The sequence below is a fragment of the Klebsiella sp. CN_Kp097 genome, assembly GCF_040064495.1.
GTDB classification, from domain to species: Bacteria; Pseudomonadota; Gammaproteobacteria; order Enterobacterales; family Enterobacteriaceae; genus Klebsiella; species Klebsiella aerogenes.
Window position 1 is genome coordinate 44,329 of sequence record NZ_JBEAIL010000031.1, and the last position, 19,175, is coordinate 63,503.

General features: G+C 57.4%; 17 protein-coding genes. 3 read left to right on the plus strand and 14 right to left on the minus strand.

Annotation, left to right across the window (positions count from 1 at the left end; all coding sequences use genetic code 11):
- Nucleotides 1–2: 2 nt before the first annotated feature.
- The 3 genes from potE to speFL all read right to left on the minus strand — a co-directional run bounded on the left by potE (nt 3) and on the right by speFL (nt 3,882).
- The gene (potE, locus tag ABLV07_RS22595; RefSeq protein WP_015369854.1) at nt 3–1,319 is read right to left on the minus strand and encodes a putrescine-ornithine antiporter; all 1,317 of its coding nucleotides are present in this window, start codon (nt 1,317–1,319) and stop codon (nt 3–5) included.
- Complete coding sequence (speF, locus tag ABLV07_RS22600; RefSeq protein WP_348853338.1) at nt 1,316–3,514, minus strand: ornithine decarboxylase SpeF; 2,199 nt, start codon at nt 3,512–3,514, stop codon at nt 1,316–1,318. Before speF ends, potE begins: the two co-directional genes overlap by 4 nt.
- 263 nt (nt 3,515–3,777) lie before the next feature.
- A complete protein-coding gene (gene speFL, locus ABLV07_RS22605) occupies nt 3,778–3,882 on the minus strand; it encodes a leader peptide SpeFL (protein ID WP_006819052.1) in 105 nt (34 codons plus the stop codon).
- Nucleotides 3,883–4,430: 548 nt separating this feature from the next.
- Between speFL and ABLV07_RS22610 the strand changes: the two genes are divergently transcribed.
- Nucleotides 4,431–5,981, plus strand: a complete 1,551-nt coding sequence (locus tag ABLV07_RS22610) for a peptide MFS transporter (protein WP_015369856.1) — start codon at nt 4,431–4,433, stop codon at nt 5,979–5,981.
- 134 nt (nt 5,982–6,115) lie between these two features.
- Here the strand turns inward: ABLV07_RS22610 and ABLV07_RS22615 are convergent, their stop codons facing one another.
- Genes ABLV07_RS22615 through ABLV07_RS22630 form a run of 4 tightly spaced genes read right to left on the minus strand, consistent with a single transcriptional unit; the run spans nt 6,116 to nt 10,833 of the window.
- Nucleotides 6,116–7,588 carry an MdtP family multidrug efflux transporter outer membrane subunit gene (locus ABLV07_RS22615; RefSeq protein WP_063410810.1) on the minus strand — a complete coding sequence of 491 codons (1,473 nt, stop codon included), beginning with the start codon at nt 7,586–7,588 and terminating at the stop codon, nt 6,116–6,118.
- The gene (locus ABLV07_RS22620) at nt 7,585–9,516 is read right to left on the minus strand and encodes an FUSC family protein (protein ID WP_348853339.1); all 1,932 of its coding nucleotides are present in this window, start codon (nt 9,514–9,516) and stop codon (nt 7,585–7,587) included. The genes ABLV07_RS22615 and ABLV07_RS22620 overlap by 4 nt, the downstream gene beginning before the upstream one ends.
- Nucleotides 9,517–9,525: 9 nt before the next feature.
- Nucleotides 9,526–10,554 carry a multidrug transporter subunit MdtN gene (gene mdtN / locus ABLV07_RS22625; protein WP_032706346.1) on the minus strand — a complete coding sequence of 343 codons (1,029 nt, stop codon included), beginning with the start codon at nt 10,552–10,554 and terminating at the stop codon, nt 9,526–9,528.
- A 6-nt stretch (nt 10,555–10,560) separates the two neighbouring features.
- Nucleotides 10,561–10,833: a YtcA family lipoprotein gene (locus tag ABLV07_RS22630; protein ID WP_015369860.1), complete on the minus strand. Its 273-nt coding sequence runs from the start codon at nt 10,831–10,833 to the stop codon at nt 10,561–10,563.
- A gap of 274 nt (nt 10,834–11,107) precedes the next feature.
- On the opposite strand from ABLV07_RS22630, the gene yjdI reads away from it, so the two are divergent.
- Both yjdI and ABLV07_RS22640 read left to right on the plus strand, forming a co-directional pair.
- Nucleotides 11,108–11,338, plus strand: coding sequence for a 4Fe-4S mono-cluster protein YjdI (gene yjdI, locus ABLV07_RS22635; RefSeq protein ID WP_020078004.1), 231 nt, complete (start codon nt 11,108–11,110; stop codon nt 11,336–11,338).
- Nucleotides 11,339–11,349: 11 nt separating this feature from the next.
- Nucleotides 11,350–11,622, plus strand: coding sequence for a GNAT family N-acetyltransferase (locus tag ABLV07_RS22640; RefSeq protein WP_015369862.1), 273 nt, complete (start codon nt 11,350–11,352; stop codon nt 11,620–11,622).
- A 36-nt stretch (nt 11,623–11,658) separates the two neighbouring features.
- Here ABLV07_RS22640 and ABLV07_RS22645 read toward each other — a convergent pair whose 3' ends face one another.
- The 7 genes from ABLV07_RS22645 to ABLV07_RS22675 form a co-directional block, all read right to left on the minus strand.
- Nucleotides 11,659–13,137: an EAL domain-containing protein gene (locus tag ABLV07_RS22645; RefSeq protein WP_045359464.1), complete on the minus strand. Its 1,479-nt coding sequence runs from the start codon at nt 13,135–13,137 to the stop codon at nt 11,659–11,661.
- Nucleotides 13,124–14,029 (minus strand): fimbrial protein, encoded by a 906-nt coding sequence (locus tag ABLV07_RS22650; protein ID WP_045359466.1) that lies wholly within the window; start codon nt 14,027–14,029, stop codon nt 13,124–13,126. The genes ABLV07_RS22645 and ABLV07_RS22650 overlap by 14 nt, the downstream gene beginning before the upstream one ends.
- Nucleotides 14,030–14,046: 17 nt before the next feature.
- Entirely contained in the window at nt 14,047–14,550 is a 504-nt protein-coding gene (locus ABLV07_RS22655; RefSeq protein WP_032709077.1) for a fimbrial protein, read from the minus strand.
- A gap of 12 nt (nt 14,551–14,562) precedes the next feature.
- The gene (locus tag ABLV07_RS22660; protein WP_170926280.1) at nt 14,563–15,090 is read right to left on the minus strand and encodes a fimbrial protein; all 528 of its coding nucleotides are present in this window, start codon (nt 15,088–15,090) and stop codon (nt 14,563–14,565) included.
- Nucleotides 15,091–15,103: 13 nt separating this feature from the next.
- Nucleotides 15,104–17,737 carry a fimbrial biogenesis usher protein gene (locus tag ABLV07_RS22665; protein WP_163374875.1) on the minus strand — a complete coding sequence of 878 codons (2,634 nt, stop codon included), beginning with the start codon at nt 17,735–17,737 and terminating at the stop codon, nt 15,104–15,106.
- 81 nt (nt 17,738–17,818) lie between these two features.
- Nucleotides 17,819–18,505 carry a fimbria/pilus periplasmic chaperone gene (locus tag ABLV07_RS22670; protein ID WP_020078009.1) on the minus strand — a complete coding sequence of 229 codons (687 nt, stop codon included), beginning with the start codon at nt 18,503–18,505 and terminating at the stop codon, nt 17,819–17,821.
- 74 nt (nt 18,506–18,579) lie between these two features.
- Entirely contained in the window at nt 18,580–19,119 is a 540-nt protein-coding gene (locus ABLV07_RS22675; protein ID WP_020078010.1) for a fimbrial protein, read from the minus strand.
- Between the last annotated feature and the right edge of the window lie 56 nt (nt 19,120–19,175).

Sequence of the window (19,175 nt, forward strand, 5' to 3'; positions counted from 1 at the left end):
CATTAGCTGTGTTTGTTTTTCATCTCAAAACGCGGTGATACCAGGCCGTACAGCGTCCAGCCCATAAAGGTCACGATCGCGCCGTAGAGCATCGCCTCTTCGCCGGAGGAGTACAGCGCATAGAAGCTGTACACCGCGCCGATAAAGGCAATCACGTTGGTGGATCGCGCTTTGCCCGGTTCCACATTGGCCATTTTCTGGATAATCGCCAGCGCCGCCATCGACAGAATGTACGGGATGATGTTAGTCACCACCGCCAGGTTAACCAGCACGTTGAACTGGTTGCTCAACGACGGGCTAATGGTCATCAGCGACAAGCCGGTTTGCAGGATAACGATGGTCAGCATCCCCTGAATCGGCGCGCCGGAAGCCGAGACGCGGGAGAAGATTTTCGGGAAGTAACCTTCGTCAGACGATGATTTAAAGACCTGCGCGATGGTGAACTGCCAGCCGAGCAGCGAACCGCAGCAGGACATCACCATCAGCCCCATAATCACTTTACCTACGCCAGGCGTGAACATCTGGGCAAACGCCAGGCCAAACGGCGCCGTGGAGTTAGCCAGGTCCATGTTCGGCACGATCCCGGCGATGACGTTGGTCGAAACGATATAGATAACCGCCGCGCCGAGGGTACCGCCGAGTACGGCGATCGGCACGTTACGTTCCGGGTTTTCGACCACATCGGTGTTGGCGCAAGCGGATTCCAGACCGAGGAAGGCCCACAGCGTCATGGCGATTGACGAACCAACGGCGCCGAAGAACGGTACGTGGTGCGGGTTCCAGGACTCGACGTACATCGTCGGGCTAAACCAGAACCAGCCGATGACGCACAGGCCGACAACCGGAATGATTACCCCCCATACGGTGATGCTACTGATCTGGCCGGTAATGCGCGCGCCGCCGAAGTTGGCTACGGTACAGATCCACAGCACCCCGATAGTCGCCAGGCCAATCTGCACCGGCGACAGGGTGGCGCCGAACAGCTCGGTGCCATAACCCACCGCGGAGATAGCGATAGCGACGTTGGCGATCAGCAGCGAGACGCCGTAGGTATAGTTGGCCATAAAGTTGCCAGACTTGCCGAACGCGTACTCGGCGTAACCGCCCATCCCGCCTGATTTACGGCTAAACATCCCGCATTTGGCGAAGGCCCACGCCAGCGCCATCGATCCTACCGCGGTCACCAGCCAGGAGATGATGGAGATAGTCCCCACCTCCGCCAGCTTGGTGGGCAGCATGATGATGCCGGAGCCCATCATGTTGACCATGGTTAAGATGGTGAGCTGTACCACTCCCATCTTGTTACTGGATTTGCTCATACAGTTTCCCCTTTCAGCAGCGCGCTTTGTTTCTCGCTTTCCGCGATGACATAGCACCAGACCTGTTTACGGCCATCGTGCTCCTGGATATAAACCCCCTGCAGTTCCGGCGCGAAGCCCGGCAGCAGGTTGATCCCTTCTTCCAGTGCGGTGAAGTACTGCAGCACCGCGCCGCCCCAGACTTCGCCCGGAACTACACACAGCACTCCCGGCGGGTAAGGCAGGGCGCCTTCAGCGGCCACGCGGCCTTCGGCTTGCGGCAGCGGCACCAGATCGACCTGGCCGCGCAGATAGGCGTAGTTAGCCTCTTGCGGGTTCATCACCACCCGTGGGAAGTGATCTTTACGGAACATCTCTTTTTGCAGCTGTTTGACGTTGTGACGGGCATACAGATCATGCATTTCCTGACACAGCTGGCGCAGGGTATAACCGGCATAACGCTCTTTGTGCTGGCTGTAGATAGATGGCAGAACCTCCTGCAGCGGCGCATCGGCGTCGAGCAGCTTATCGAAGCGCGCCAGCAGGGCGACCAGCTGCTGCAGTTTGGCCATATCTTCCGCCGGGGTCAGCAGGAACAGAATGGAGTTAAGGTCGCATTTTTCCGGTACCACGCCGTTTTCACGCAGGAAGTTGGCGAGAATGGTGGCCGGTACGCCGAAGGCGTCATATTCGCCGCTGGCGGTATTGATCCCCGGGGTGGTCAGCAGAAGTTTGCACGGATCGACAAAGTACTGATGCTCGGCATAACCGTCAAAGGCGTGCCAGCGTTCGCCTGGGCCAAACTCGAAGAAGCGCAGGTCAACGGCGATTTGCGCGGTTTCATATGACTGCCACGGTTTACCATCGACCATTTTTGGCACAAATGGACGGATGTGCTTACAGCTTTCAAGGATCAGCTTACGCGCCTTGATGCCGTTCATAACGCAGTCCATCCACATGTTGCGGCCGCTCTCGCCTTCATGCATTTTGGCGTTGATATCCAGCGCGGCAAACAGCGGATAGAACGGGCTGGTGGAGGCGTGCATCATAAAGGCGTTATTCAGACGTTTATGCGGAACATAGCGCTGCTGGCCTTTGATATGGCTGTCTTTTTTATGGATTTGCGAGGTCTGGGAGAAACCGGCCTGCTGTTTGTGCACCGACTGGGTCACCAGAATGCCCGGATCGTTTTCGTTCAGCTCCAGCAGCAGCGGCGAACAATCAGCCATCATCGGAATGAACTGTTCATAGCCGACCCACGCGGAGTCAAACAGGATGTAATCGCACAGATGACCAATTTTATCGACCACCTGACGAGCGTTATAAATGGTGCCGTCGTAGGTACCTAACTGGATCACCGCCAGGCGGAACGGGCGGGCATCCTGTTTCCTATTCGGCGCCACTTCCCCGACCAGCTCGCGCAGGTAGCGCTCTTCGAAACAGTGGGCGTCGATACCGCCGATAAAACCGTACGGGTTACGCGCGGTTTCCAGATAGACCGGTGTCGCCCCGGCCTGCAGCAGCGCGCCATGGTGATTGGATTTATGGTTGTTACGGTCGAACAGTACCAGGTCGCCCGGGGTCAGCAGCGCGTTGAGCACCACTTTGTTAGAAGAGGAGGTGCCGTTGAGCACGAAGTAGGTTTTATCGGCGTTAAAGACTTTTGCCGCATGCTGTTGGGCAATGCATGGCGCCCCTTCGTGGATCAGCAGGTCACCCATGGCGACGTCGGCGTTGCACAGGTCGGAGCGGAACAGCGTCTCGCCGAAATACTCGACGAACTGATTACCGGCCGGATGACGGCGGAAGAATTCACCCCCCTGATGCCCCGGGCAGTCAAAGGCGCTGTTGCCCTGTTTAACGTAATCGACCAGCGCGCTAAAGAATGGCGGACGCAGTTCGGTTTCATATTTATGCGCAGCGGCTTCCAGCTGGCGGCCGTAAAAGTCGTTGCGGGTTTCGTCGTGTTCAAATACCCCCAGCACCGAAGCCATATATTCGGCCGGGACCACCTCTTCTTTATTAATAGCGATAAATACCGGGATGTTATAGCCGGTGGCCTTTAACTCATCGAGTTTACCGCATTCGATATCTTCCAGGGTTAATACTACCGCGGCCACATCAATAAAGTTGGTTTCGCTAGTATTGACAATATTACGCTGGGTAGAAAAACAGTTTGGACATGTACGGCTAACGGCAATTTTTAAATCAGTCATTGTTATCTCTTTATTTTCAGATAATAGCAGGCCCTCAATTTCTCGAATGAGAAATTGATTACGCCGGACAAAAGGTAATAGTCTGCCGCTGATATAATAAATATCAGTAGAGTACCTTTTGAGATGCAATAAACCCTACCAGTCCGGTGGCTGGTAAATAGCAGGATTTATTAGGGCGAGCGCGGTTAGCTACAGGCGAATGCCTGTATTAACAACAAAAGATGCAGGAAGACCTGTATGCTGAAGCGCCCGTAGTCGGAAGACTACCGGGCATTAAAGAAATGAAAATCGAAGCTGTTACGGTGAGCAAACATCATAATATGCGTTGTCCGCCTTATGTGTGGCATCATCCTGTTATTGTTTTCCATGATATACACCTTTCAAATGATTGACTGAAGGTATGGCATATTCTATATCCGGCTTAGACTTAATCTGTGACGCCGATCACTAATAGCCTCTCATTATGATATCAATAGCTGGTATTTTGATCTTATCCAACATTATTCACTGGTTTGTTGTTTATATGTAAATATATTGTGTTGCAATGTGGTTAAAATGAATAATGGCCGGTTAATCATTGCGTTATTTCAGCCATATGACGGAAATATGTCGTATACTCGGGACTTTCTGACTTCTATCCTCTTAACATTATGTTTATTAAGGATTAAGAGGTTCCTGTAGTACGAAAGAACGCTGTCAATCATTATCCCTTTATTGCCAACATAAAATCTGGGAAAAGAGAGCCTGGTCGAGTTTTCATCTAAAAGATATCGCTCAGGGGCTAGACAAAACCACCGTCTGGTTATCAAATGGTTAAATAAAATTAACGCCTGTGTGAACGATAGGCAGGTAGAAAAAATGGTCAATACGCTTTTCGGCATGACAAAGCGCTAAGATCGCCTTATTGGGAGAAGTTATGCATTCCTCTGTTAACAAAAATGAAAGCCGGACCTTCTTTGGTCACCCTTACCCTCTGGGATCGCTGTTCTTCACCGAAATGTGGGAGCGATTCTCGTTTTATGGCATTCGCCCGTTATTAATCCTGTTCATGGCGGCCACCGTCTATGACGGCGGTATGGGTTTAGCCCGTGAGAACGCGTCGGCCATCGTCGGCATCTTCGCGGGCGCCATGTACCTGGCGGCGCTGCCGGGCGGCTGGTTGGCGGACAACTGGCTTGGCCAGCAGAAAGCGGTATGGTACGGCTCGATTCTGATCGCGCTGGGCCATCTGTCGATTGCGCTGTCAGCGTTTATGGGCAACAACCTGTTCTTTATCGGGCTGATGTTTATCGTGCTCGGTTCCGGCCTGTTTAAAACCTGCATCTCGGTGATGGTCGGTACGCTGTATAAGAAAGGCGATAGCCGTCGCGATGGCGGTTTCTCGCTGTTCTATATGGGTATCAATATGGGGTCGTTCATCGCGCCGCTGATTTCCGGCTGGCTGATTAAATCCCACGGCTGGCACTGGGGCTTCGGCATCGGTGGTATCGGTATGCTGGTGGCGCTGGTGATTTTCCGCCTTTTCGCGGTCCCGGCAATGAAACGCTACGACAGCGAAGTGGGTCTCGACTCTACCTGGAATAGTCCCGTCGCGAAGAAAAACGGCGTTGGCGCCTGGCTGCTGGCGCTGGCGGTCGGCGTGGCGGTGGTGATTACGCTGATTGCTCAGGGGGTGATAGTCATTAACCCGGTGGCGGTCGCCAGCATGCTGGTGTACGTGATTGCCGCGTCGGTGGTGCTCTATTTCATCTACCTGTTCGTTTTTGCGGGACTTAACCGTAAAGAGCGCGCGCGTCTGCTGGTCTGCTTTATTCTGCTGGTTTCCGCCGCCTTCTTCTGGTCAGCCTTCGAACAGAAACCGACCTCCTTTAACCTGTTTGCGAACGACTACACCAACCGCATGATTGGCGATTTCGAAATCCCGGCGGTGTGGTTCCAGTCGATTAACGCCCTGTTTATCATCCTGCTGGCGCCGGTATTTAGCTGGGCATGGCCGGCAATGGCGCGCAAAAACGTGCGCCCGAGCAGCATCACCAAGTTTGTTATCGGGATTCTGTGCGCGGCGGCGGGCTTCGGCCTGATGATGCTGGCGGCGCAGAACGTGCTGAGCAACGGCGGCGCCGGCGTATCGCCGCTGTGGCTGGTGGGCAGCATTCTGATGCTGACGCTGGGCGAACTGTGTCTGAGCCCGATAGGCCTGGCAACTATGACCCTACTGGCTCCGGAAAGAATGCGCGGCCAGATGATGGGGCTGTGGTTCTGCGCCAGCGCGCTGGGTAACCTGGCGGCGGGGCTGATTGGCGGCCACGTGAAGGCCGACCAGCTGGATATGCTGCCGGATCTGTTCGCCCGCTGCTCGACGGCGCTGCTGATCTGCGCTGCGGTGTTGTGCGTGCTGATTGTGCCGGTGCGCCGTATGCTGGAGAACAGTAAATCCGTCGAGCAAAAACCGGCGACCAATGCCTGATTGCGCAAGCGGTCAATGAAAAGCCGGCGCTGAGCGCCGGCTTTTTTATAGTAAGCAGAGTATGGAAACGGTAGCCCGGATAAGGCGTAAGCCGCTATCCGGGGATTTCCCTGCTCGCGCTACGCTTAGCAGGGCTACGGTTTTGCGGAACCCACCGCCGGGCCGCGGTAATCGCCGCCGAGGGCCTTAATCAGCGTGATATCGGTGCTAAGGCGCTGGGCCTGAATATCCAGCAATAACAGCTGCTGGGCGATGGCCGGTCGCCGCGCTTCTTCCGCGGCATAGCGGCTTAACAGGCCGCGCTGGTGATGGGCGCTGGCGCTGCGGGTGGTGGCCATCGCTGCCGTCACCTTCAGCTCCTGCAGCGCCACCTGCTGGTTGAGATCGTTAAGCTGACTGGAGCTTATCGCCACGTCCCGTACCGCATCCAGCACCGCCTGGTTGTACTGCTTAATCAGGATATTGCTCGCCGTACGTACCGACTTGAGATTGGCGTTCAGGCGGCCGCCATCGAATATCGGCAAATACAGCCCCGGCAGCAGGTTAATCTGCTGGAAGGACGACTTAAACAGATCGCCAACGCTCAGCGCGTTATATCCCCAAAAGGCTTTAATATCAAAATGCGGATAAAAGGCCGCTTTCGCCGCATCTACCTGGCTCATAGAAGCGGTTACATAACCGCGCAGGGCCTGCAGATCCGGGCGACGCGCCAGCAATTCGAAGGAGAGTGAATCCGGCAGCGTTTCCTGCAACGCCGGCAGGGCGACCGGGTGGATCTCCGGCATACTCTGCGCGTCGGCGCCAATCAGCGCCCGCAACGTTTCACGGTACTGGGTTAGCGTGCCGCGGGCGGTAATCACCTGCTGCTGCGCGCCCAGCAGTTCCGCCTGCGCATTGGCGATATCGACGCTATCCTCCACGCCGCGCTGGGTGCGGTGTTCATGCGCCTGTACCGACAGCCGCGCTATTTCTTCTAGCTGCTGCAGCAGAACGATCTTCTGGAAGGTGGCCTGCATGGCGAAGTACAGCTGCCCCACGCTGCTGGCGAGGTCCAGTTCGATACCGGCGGTTTCCGCCTGGCGAGCGTTCTTTTCGCCAATAGCCGCCGCGACGCGGGCCCGGTCGGCGCCCCATAAATCGATATTCAGCGTTGCGCCGACGCCCACGGTATTGAGCGTGTACCACGGGCCGTTTTTATCCACCGGCAGAGAATAGGAGTAGGGCCAACTAAAGGATTTATCGGTTATACGCATCCGGTTCTGCGCCGCCACGGCGGTCGCCTGCACGCCCATTGCCGACTGCGCCAGCTCGACGGTGGATTGTGACTGTGAGATGCGTAGCCGCGCCGCCTGCATGGTCGGCGAATTTTGCAGCGCGCGGTTTACCAGCATGTTGAGCTGGGGATCGTGATACCCTTCCCACCAGCGGGCCGCCGGCCAGCCGCTATTCGCCAGGTGGATCACCTGCGCCAGCTGCGCCTGTTGCGGATTAACGATCGGCACTTCGCCAGGAGCGTCCTGAATCAGCGCGCATCCTGTCAACAGGCTGATGACGAAGGCCAGCGGTGAGTAGCGCAGAAAACGTGCTGCGGCATCCATTTTTATCATGACGGTTCTGCCTGTCGCGTAAATTCAGAAGGTTTGTCTGACCAGTCCGGCAGGGTGGTCAGTAAAGCCGCCAGCGGTTCGCCGAACGGATTAGCCGGATCGACAACCAGCGGCGCGACGGGCGCCGTCGGCTGCTGACGTTCAATATTATCGGCATACGCCTGTAACTGTTCGGCGCAGCGGCTTAAGAAGGGGTCTCCCGGCGCGGCATACAGCCGGTAGCCCTCGCTCAGGCGTACTATCTCCTGCGCCTGCTGCCAGGTGGCTTTGCTCGGCCAGGATTTCGCCTGCGGCCACGGATGCGCAAAGGTGCCCAGCGGCTCGGCGGCGACCCGATGCATCAGCGTTTCGCTGGTGGTCAGCGCCTGGAACAGCGGCACTATCTGCGGCTTATCATCTTTTGTGCGCAGGAACTCGGCTATCTGGCGATAGAGTTGCGCCAGCCGCGATTTCAGCTGCGGCGCTTCGCTATCCGGCCACAGGTAAAGATGGACGATCGATGAGACCAGTACGCCGAGCAAAATACCGATGACCCGGTCGCGCAGTTCGGTCAGGTTGGTCAGTGGGCCAAACCAGCTGAGGAAGGCCAGCGAGAAGGTAAAGCCGATTTGGATCCCGGCGTAGGCAATACGCTCTGACCCGGCGGCAATCCACGCCGAGAGCGCCATTACCGGCAGAACCATCGCCAGCAGGCCGACGATGGACTCGGTCCACGGCTGTACAAAGACGATCAACAGCAACGCCAGCAGCGTGGCGAGCAGCGCGCCGCCGATACGCAACCAGGTTTTTTGCATCGTCGCCCCCAGCCCCGGCTGGGCGACAATCACGCAGCTCAGCATAATGGTGTGGATCCCTTGCCAGTCCGCGGCGGTATAGAAGACGTAGCACAGCAGCGTCGCCAGCAGGGTTTTCAGGGCGAAATGCAGATAAGCGGGATTGCGCCAGGCATCCGGCAGCAGCAGCGGCGACTTCTCGGCTTCACCCTGCGGCAGGTCGATGGTTTCACCGCGCGCCAGCTTCGCCAGTACATCCGCCATCTCTTGTAAAATCAGCGTATTGGCGCCGCGATCATCAATGGCCGGCGCGGAGAATGAAAACGGCGTACCCTCGTTCATCGACGGCACCAGCGCCTGTAGCGCGGCGGCGATCTGCTGGCGCGCCGCGGCGTGATCGTCGCCCGGTTGCAGCAGCGCCGCGAGGTGATAGCAGCGCAGGGTGGTCGCCATCAGCGCCTGACAGCGCGACGGATCGGCGGCAATTTCCGGCGCCGCAAAACGGGCCTGCTTAAACAATCCTTGCAACTGATTAAAACGCCCGGCGATCTCTTTGAAGGTCGGCGGCGCGGCGTTCTGCGTCAGCACGTCGGCGACCTGCCGCTGCATCACCACCAGTTGGGCGCGGAATTGGTAGCCGGGGAAGGCCTGGCGAAAGCAGGCGTTGACCAGGAGCGTGACCAGCGTTGCGGTATTGATCGCCACCCAAAGCCACAGCAGCAGGCGCACCAGAACTTCACTTTGGCTGGTCATTGACGGGAAGGTCTGGGCATAAATCACCGCCAGCGCCACCACGAAAAACGCCAGCCCGAGTTTGCCCAGCACGCGCATCAGATACATCGCGCCAAAGAACAGGCATACCGAAGCGACCAGGCGAATCAGCGGGAAATCATAGGTCCACTTGATGATCAGCAGCACCAGCCCCAGCGCCACGCTGATGGTGACAAAAAACAGGACGCTGCCCAGCTTAATCATCAGAATGTTCGGCTGGCTGACGTAAAACACCACGATCAGCGCCACGGCGAGAAACGGGATCTGCAGGGTCATAAACAGGGTGATCAGCACTGCGCAGCTCAGCGTCAGGCGCAGGGTATAGTTGGCCCGCCCCGGCGCGTCGGCGAGCTCCCGTTGCAGAAACAACCAGAAATTATGCATGCCGGACCCTTATTTCGCCTGCAGCACGGCGCTGGCGGAGGCGCCCATGCGGAACAGTTCCGGGTCGGGATTTTTCACCGCGATTTTAACCGGGAAGCGCTGCGACACATGTACCCAGTTGATGCTCTTCTGAATCACCGGCAGCCCGCCAATGACGCTACCGCCCTCCGGCAGTACGCCTGAACCAACGGAATCGACGACGCCGTCAAAGGGGCGGCTGTGGTTGGTCATCACCGTCACGGTTGCCGGCACGCCAGGCCGAACGTTTTGCAGATCGGTTTCGCGGAAGTTCGCAATCACATACCAGTGGTCGTTATCCAGCAGCGTGAAGACCGGTTTCAGGGCGGATGCATATTGTCCGACGGTGGTTTTCAGGGCGATAACCACGCCGTTAAACGGCGCGCGAACTTCGGTGAACTCCAGGTGCAGTTCCGCCAGGGCGATTTGCGCGACGATCCCGGCGCGCTGCGCGACCATCGCATCGACGCCGGTGACCGCGGCATCAGCCTGTTTAGCCTGCAGCAGCGTAGCTTCCAGTTCGGCGCGGGCGGCTTTTTCCGCGGTACGCGCCTGATCGAGATCTTCCTGCGCGGCGAATCCCTGCGGCACCAGCGGTTCCAGGCGGATACGGGTCGAGGTAGTCTGTTTCACCAGCGCCTTCGCCCGCTCTACCGCGGCGCTCACCGACTGAGCGTTATACTGCTGGGCTTTGATGGTGCGTTGGGTCAGCATAATCTGCGCATCAAGCGCCGCCAGCCGTGATTTAGCATCGTCCAGCATCGCCTGATAGGGGCGCGGATCGATGCGGAACAGCAGATCGCCTTTCTTCACCCGCTGGTTATCGCGGATCGGCATTTCAACGATTCGCCCGCTGACTTCCGGCACCACGTCGATGGTGTCGGCGTAGACGTAGGCGTCGTTGGTTTCCGGCGAAGTCTGTAACTGCCAGATAACCACGATCAGCGCCACAATGGCGGCGAGGACGAGAGCCAACAAGGGCCATTTTTTCCGTAAAACGCTTGGGCTGGATTGAGTCATAGGTATTTAATGTGCGAAAAGAAGAAACCACAGAATAGTGGCAAATAGAAACATTAACGCCAGGTAACTTAATACCAGCGGGGAAAAGCGCGCCTGCCAGCCTTTACGGGCAATCAGGATATGACAAGGGATCAGCAGTAATGCGCCGCCTAAAAAGCAGAAGAACCAGCCGGGGAATGCTGCGCCTAATACCGGTATGGCGGGGGATAAAGAGCAACCGGAGACCGCCAAAAGAAGTAATAACAATGCCGGGCGCGCCCGTTTTACAATTTGCTTCAAAGGAAGATACCTGAATGTTCATGCCATTGAACAATTGAGCTTATTCGTTTTTGATCAAATAAACCCTCATACACCGCCTAAATTATAGCGCTGATGGTTTGCTTAGCCGAGTTATGGTTATCCTCTGATAATAGTTTAATTTCGCGTAGGTATTAAAAAGTCGCTTTTTCATTAGCGAAATAATTGAAATAGGGCGTTTCTCATTTCTCCATAGTCAGCGGCTATGCCGCGAGCTATTCTTAGGTAAGTACAATAAAAATACCGAGGCAATGTCATGGATAAAGAACTACTGGACGCGGGCTACCGGGCCTATACCGGCGAGAAGATAGATGTCTATTTCAATACCGATATCTGTCAGCACTCGGGTAACTGCGTGCGCGGCAGCGCGAAGCTGTTCAATCTGAAACGTAAACCGTGGATCATCCCCGATCAGGTGGATGTGGCGACGGTGGTCAAAGTGATCGATACCTGTCCCAGCGGCGCATTGAAGTATCGCCACAAATAAGCGAGGAAATGATGGAAATTCTGGAAGGCCATAACAAGTTCTACGTTAATGACGCCGAGGGAAACCAGGTGGCGGAAATTGTCTTTGTTCCAACCGGTGAACATCTGAGCATTATTGAGCATACCGATGTCGATCCCAGCCTGAAAGGCCAGGGCGTGGGTAAACAGCTGGTAGCGAAAGTGGTCGAAAAAATGCGCCAGGAACAGCGCAAAATCATTCCGCTGTGCCCGTTTGCCAAACACGAATTCGATAACACCCGCGAGTACGACGACATTCGCGCCTGAAATACGGCGCCAGCTGTGGCTGGCGCCGTGCTGCGATTACCCGGCCAACCGGCAGGTGGCATGATCTGGTAAAAATCGCGAAATGATCTCTCCCAGATGCTCGCGAGTGACCGGTGGTGAGAACAGATACCCCTGGAAACGATCGACTCCCAGCGCTTTTAGCTGATTAAATTTCTCCAGACTATCTACCCCCTCGGCGATGCAGCGGTTCTGCGTTAGCTGGCAGTAGTAGACCAGGCTTTTAATCAACACCAGCGCGTGCGGGTCGCGCTGAAAATCATTGACGATGCTCATATCCAGCTTGTAGCCGCTAAAACGCGCCGTGCGTACCGGGAACATCACGCTGCTGTGCGAGAAGCAGTCGTCGAGAAAGATGCGAAAGCCCTGCTGCTGAATATTACTCATATTCTCCACCGCTTTTCCTTGCTGCTGTAAATCGACGGTTTCAGCAAATTCCAGCACCAGCCGGTTGGCCCACTGCGGGTTCTGTAGCTGTTGCCAGGCGGTTTCCATCATACGGGCAAGATTATCGTGATAGGCGATGCAGGGAGGGATATTGACCGAAAAATAGAACTCGCCCTGATAGCGATTGATATTCTGCACCGCTTCCTGCAGGACAAAGGCGGTCAGTAATAGCCAGGCGTATTCGGAGTGAATATGCGGGAGAAATTCGCCCGGCGGCAGTACCACGCCATCTTTGCGCCAGCGGGATAAGATCTCGATGCCCTGCAGGCGTAAGCGCTCGTCGACAATCGGCTGAAAGACCGGAAAGATCTGCCGGCTGTGAATAGCATGGATAAACTCACGTTCGAAGGGGGTCAGCGCGGTCATGCCCTGACCTGTTACGCGTTTGCTTCGGCTGCCCGGAAATCGGCTCGCCAGATGCGGATGATACTCCACCATCTTGTTTAGTCCTGAGGTTCTTTGGTTGTAGAGCGTTTTCTGACTGACGCCGCGGATCTGCGCCTGGCTGGTGATGCTGTGGCCATACAGCAGGGCGAGGGTGGCGTTAAGTTCGATTTTGCTTAAGCCCGACGGCGGCTTGCCGCGCGCCAGCGCCTCAATGGCGGAAAGCTGTTGCAGGCCGGGGTAGCCGACCAGGCCGCCTTGCAGCAATGCCGCCAGACGGCGGCACGGTAGATCGGATGAGACCGCCTGCACGGCGGCCAGCAGGCGGCGGTCGCCGACCTGGTGCAGTAAGGTTTGCCACAGCCACGGCGCCGGGCTGCGGCTTAAGATCACCATAGGCAAAGGCCGTTTGGCCTGGTTGAGTAACCAGGCGGCTTCGCGCAGGACGAACAGTAGCCACCAGGGATCGTCGGGCAGAAAAACCACAATTTGCCGGACGTCGGCTGGCGCAGATATCGACAGCATGCTCTGCACTCGCGGCTGTAGCCATACCGGCTGGCGGCAACCGTCGTCGACCATGCGGGCTAATCCCGCCGCCGCCATGGCGCAGGGCGACAGGATGTAGTCTGTCGTCGCCTGCGGGATATCGGCTTTACTGGTAGACAAACGTCACCCCAATAATCGACTGGACGTTACCCGCCGTTACCTGACCGCTGGTGCGCGCGTAGGTGGCGGTCAGCCCGAGATTCACCGGCGAAGTACCCACTGTACCCAGTGAAACATTGCTGTTGGCCGGAACGACGGTACCGTTGCGCGTCATCTGGACGCCAATACCCTGTGCCGGCGAAGCGGAAGCGGTATTGGTGAAAATGGAGTTGGCGCTATCGGCGGTGGTGCCGGAAAGGTAATAGCCAAGATTCTGGTTTTGCGCGCAGTGAACGGTGACCGGCACCGCCATCGAGCCCGGATAATCGGGTAGGGTCACGGTCACATCGCGGGCGGAGACATCGCAACCGCCGGTCGGCACAACGACGTCGTTATTGGCGTAAATATTCCACACGAACTGGAAGGAGTCGCCGTTGTAGTTGTTGGTTTGATGCAGGATCAACACGGCAATCAGCGATCCGGCGGTAATCGCCACCCCGCCCGCAGTGCTGACCGGAGTCAGATAGAGTACGGTCGGCCAGGGTTTATCGGTAGTCGAATCGTAGATCACCCGCGAAGTTTCCGTGGTGGTCGGGAACGGATAAGAGGTACCGTTATATTTTACGGTACCGGAAAAGCTCGACAGCACGCCGCCGTAGGCGGATCCGCGCTGTAGCGTCACATAGTCGGTAATGGTTTGCGGATAGTCGTTATGGCAGAAAATTTGCGTCGACAGGTCGACCACCAGGTTTTGCCCTACGTTAACGGCCGGGGTCAGATTGACGTATACGTTGGCCGAGCCGCCGCCGATGGGGATAGTTGCGCCGGTGGCGGTTTTACAGGCGAAGGACCAGGCGTTAATCGACCAGCCCATCAGCAGCAGGGCGGTAAACAGAGCGATGATTTTTTTCATGAACAAACTCTCCTGACTCAGGCGTAGGTATAGGTGACGCTAATCACCGCCTGAATGGTTCCCTGGGTGGCGCCGCCGTTAACCGACAGGGCCCGAACCTGCAGCGGAAAACGCGCCGACTGCGAGCTTTCGTCGACCTGAACCGACTTTTGCGCCCCGTTATTGAGCGTGGTGCCGCTGTCGTCCTGTAGTTCGAGCTGGATATTTCCTGCGGTACCCTGATTCTTGTAATAGCCGGTGCTGTCCGCGGTGCCGCTAAAGGTGGCGACGACGCGTGACGTGCCGACCGGGCAGTTGCTTAAATCCAGCGCGGTGCTGTGCCAGGCCGAAGCGGAACCCGCCGATACCAGGCTGAAGGTATAAAGATCGCCGAGGTCGACGCTGGCGTTAGTGGTGGAGACCGTACACGGCTTGGCCACCACTTTGCCGTTCACCGTGATGGTGATGTCGGCGGCCTGCAACGGGATAATGTTTAACGCCAGCGCGCCTGCCAGAAGCCATCCTGCGTAGTGTGCTTTCATCTCAGCCTCCGGTTACTGGAATTCAAGGGTAAAGGTGGCGGTGGCATAGACGTGACCGGCGGTCACCGGTACGCGGGTTGCCATCAACCGGGCGTAAAAACCGAGGGTGTTGGTCTGCCCCGGCGTTAAGGTGGTCCAGGCGATCGACGAAGAGGGCGCGTTGACCGGCAGCATCGTCTGCTGGCCGTTGAGGATCTGCACCGCCATGCCCGCCGCCGCGGAGGCGCCGCCGTCGATTTTTAACAGGTCGTTATTGTCGCTATCCGGGGTGCCGTTAAAGCCGACTTTGACCGCCGTCACCGAGCTGCCGCAGGGCGACAGCACGATGCGAAACGGCACCAGCGGCGTGGTCGCGCCGACGGCGTTAAACTGCTTCGCGGCGTTATCCATCAGATCGACGGTAAACTCTTTCGATTCGGTGGCCACCGCGCAGGCGTTGTCGCGCACGTAGCCGCTGATGGTGATGGTGCTATCGGCCGCAAAGGCGTTGGCGCAGACCAGCGTCAGGACGGCGCCGAACAGGTTAAGTGGTTTTTTCATCATCATGCGTTCCTTAACGGCACTCTGCCGATAGCTGGCTCAGCGCCTGTCGCTGACTCTCTTCCGGCAGGCGATAGCTGGCCACGCAGCTGGCGTTCGCGCCTTCGCCCCATTTCACCTGCACGCTGCCGGCGAGCGGCATCCCGCTCAGGTAGACCTGGCCGTTATCGGCCACGATACTGCCGCTCTGATTGCTGCCCGAGGTGACCATCGCGCCAAACGGCACCGGTTTGCCGTTATGGGTCAGCGTCATTAGTAACTTGACCCCGACGTGGGCTTTGAAGTCCGCCCGCACGATAGCGCCGTGGGTAGGGACGACGCTGACCACCGCGTCATCGAGATCGACGTTATCGGCAAGGGTATTGGTATCCAGCGCCACCCGGTTTTCGCGGTATTCGGTGGCGTAAGGCAGCACCGCATAGCCGCGCCAGTCGGTACGCACCCCGGTCTGGTTTTCCACTTTGACATCACCGGCGCCGGGCGCTTTCACCAACACCACGGTGTCATTCAGCGGCTGGCTCAGGGTCACGCCGTTGGCGTGGGCCAGCACACCGCCGCTGACGCCGTAGTAGAGCTGTTTGAAACCGTCGCTGCGGCTGTAGCCGATGTTGGCGTTGCCGTAGCCGCCGCGATAGTTCAGCGCCGCATAGCCGGTGCCGCTGCTATCGCCTTCGCCGCCGCTGGCGTAGCCGGTCTGCACGCTATAGCTCAGGTTATTGTCTTCCAGCAGGGTGCCGTAAAGTCCCGCCAGATTGGTCATCCGGCCATCAAGATCGTGCGACATGCTGTAGCTGGCGCTGGCGTGCCGCCATACCGATTTGCTGTCGGAACGCAGCCAGTGGCTGAACGGAATATTGACGTTGACCGCCAGCATCTGGTCGCGGCCCTGCTGCCAGGCGTTTTTGGTCAGGCTGTAGCTCAGCGTCCAGTTGATGTCGTCCACCGCCGCGTTGAGCCCGGCCTGCAGCTGCTGGTCCGCTTTGCCGGTTGACCAGTAGGTCTGATGGCTGCCGCTCAGATAGAGCGTGGCGGTACGCCCCAACTGTTGGGTGACGCTTAGCTGCACTTTGCCGCGCTTGTTGTAGGCGAGGTTGTAGTAATCGGTGAATTTCGGCTTCACCTGGATTACGCCATCCTGGGTCTCTACGTCGTAACCGCTCATCCGGCGGTAGGTAGTATCGGCAAAGCTGTAATAACCTTTAGTAGAGTAGCGATAGCCCACCAGTTGGATATTGGTGCCGACATCGCTCAGCGACTTGTTATAGAGGAAGCGAATTGACTGCCCCTGATGATCGCTGTCGTCGGGTAGGGTGGCATTGGCCTGGGTGACATCCAGCGACACGGCGCCGAAATCGCCCATATTTTTCCCCACGCCGAGATTAAAGGCGCGGTAGCGGTTGGCGAGCTGCGTACCGCCATACAGCGTCCAGCCCGCAGGCAGACCGTGTAACACGGTGCTCTGAAAGAACTTCGGCTCTTCTTGCTGATCGTTGCCGCTGCGATATTCGCCAGCGGTCAGCGCGTACCGGGTATGCCCTTCGCGCTGCAGTACCGGCACCGTTGACCACGGCACGCTGAAGACCTGGCTGGTGCCGTCGTTTTCTTTAATCGTCACCTGCAGATCGCCGCCGTTGCCTGCGGCATAGAGATCGTTAATGGTGAACGGGCCCGGCGGGACCGTGCTCTGGTAAATCTCATAGCCGTTTTGTTTGATCGATACCTGCGCGGTGCCGCGGGCTATGCCATGGATCACCGGCGCAAAGCCCTTCTGGCTATCCGGCAGCATGTTGTCATCGCTCGCCAGCTGGGCGCCGCGGAAGTTTATGCCGTCGAAAATATCGCCGTTGGTGTAGCTATCGCCGAGGGTCAGGCGCGAGCGTAGCGGTGTGATGTCGCGCTCAAGCCAGGTGTTGACGTGTTGCCATTTGTTCTCATTGCTGGAACTGCTGCCGCCGCTGCTGTAGCTCCAGGTGGTGTTATCACGCAGCCGCCAGGCACCGAGATTGAGGCCGCTTTGCAGGTTTAAATAAGCGTAGTTGCTGCTGCCGCCGGTATCGTTATGGACGTTGTTACCGGTGAAGTTGTAGTTCAGCAGCCCGGCGTTGATGCCGTCATCCCACATTTCTGGCGGAATATAGCCGCGCGCGCGGTTGCCCATAAAAGCCTGCGGCACGGTGAGGTACAGGCGCTGCTGGCCGACATCGAAGCGCGTCGTGGCATCAGTGATAAGTTCGGTCAGCGGCACGCAGGCGTCGGCGGCGAGGGCACTCATCCCGTTCACCGCCGCGGTATTGACCCCCATGCCCGCCAGTTGGCTGCGGGTCAGGCACGGGCTTAACCCATGGCCTTTTTCGCCGCGGTTAAAAGTGACATCGCGAGTGGTCATAAAGCCGTCGTTAAGGTAAATATCGACGCGGTAGGTGCCGGGCGGCACCTCTTGCCCGTTTTCGAAACCGGAAAGATCGGCCACCGCCGCAGGGTCGTCAGCTAAAAAACGCGGGTTAAAATAGAGTTCAGCCTGCGCGTAGCCCGCCTGCAGGACAAAACAGAGCGCCACGGGGAGTTTCGCCATGGCCAAAATAGCGCGTGGGCGGAGCCTCGCGCTGCGGGAACCAAAACGGTCCTGTCCATATTTGAGATGTGACATAGTCCCTCCGGTCTCAATTCGCCCGGCTGTCAGTTCTTATTGTTATGCGCGGTTTGGCCCGCCCGGCGGGCCAAACCTGTATTAACGCAGCACGCCAGTCATTTTTGGGGTCAGCGCGCCGTAATCATTAATCGTGCGATAAGTAATGTTGCTACCGGCATCCGGCGGCAGCTTGACGGAGGTTTTACCCATTGGCGGCACCAGCGCGTTTTCCAGCACCCGGGTGCCGGCGTTAAGTTCGGTGACGGTCAGGTAATAAGGGGTAGGGTTAGTCAACGTTAACGACGAACCGCTGCGGCTAAAGCTCAGTTTTTCCGCCGCCTGATCCGGCGGTAGCGCCAGCTTCGCCGGGCGGTAATAGAGCTTGATGCGGCTGATAATCGCCAGCTGTAGGGTGTTGTCGCTCAGTTTGGATTTATCCATCGACGGGATGGCTTTCACGTTAATCCAGAACAGGCTTTCGCGATCCTGCGGCAGTTGTTTATTGGTGGCGTCAATGATGCGCAGGGTATTCTCTTTTTTGCCCTGCATGGCGAACAGCGGCGGCGTAATCACGAAGCGGCCATCTTTGCCGCCGTCGGCGTTTTCCACCCACGACTGAATCAGATAGGTGCTGCTGTCATCATTATTGGTCACCCCTAACTGCACCTGTTTTTGCCCGGCCGGATAGATAACCCGCGTGGCGCCGAGCGCAACGCCGGCCTGAGCCCAGGCGGAATAACCGCTTGCGACTATCATCAATAATCCCGCCAGTAGTCCGCGCGTCATCCCCAGTCTCTTTTTCACGTTTACCCCTTTTGTACTCACCGTTGTTTCCTGTTTCCGGCATATTTGCTGGTTAATTACTGATAGGTCAGAGAGAACCAAACTTGCGCGTTTGCCGCTCCCCCGGTGACCTGATTGCCGGTCGCCCGATATTTGGCTACAAAATGCAGCGTGGTGGGGCCGGTATACAGCCGCCGCCAGGCGCCCGGCGGGCTATTCAGCGGAATCAATTGATCTTCGTTATCAAATAACGCGATGCCGACGCCGGTGGCGATACCCGGTCCTTCGCCAACCGAGAGCACATCCGGATTTTTGCCGTCGGCCACGCCGCGAAAAGACACGCCGACATGCTGGCTGACTGCGGTGCTGCAATCCTGAAGGTGAATATCGAATGGCACCGGGTTGGTATCTTCCCCGGCTGAATGAAAGCGATTACTGCTGATCTGCCCCATATTGACGGTCATCTGCTGGTCACCGGCTTCAACACGGCAGGACTCAGCGATGATGACGCCTTGAAAACGCATGTTTCCCCCAGCCACCGTGACGTTCCAGTGGTTGCCGGCCAGCGCCAGCGGCGGAAACAGAAACATCAGCAGACCTGTCTTCACTCCTTGCATCGTTATCACCCCAATCCCGTAGTGGATAACGGGCCATCCTGGCCCGGAATGCTTCC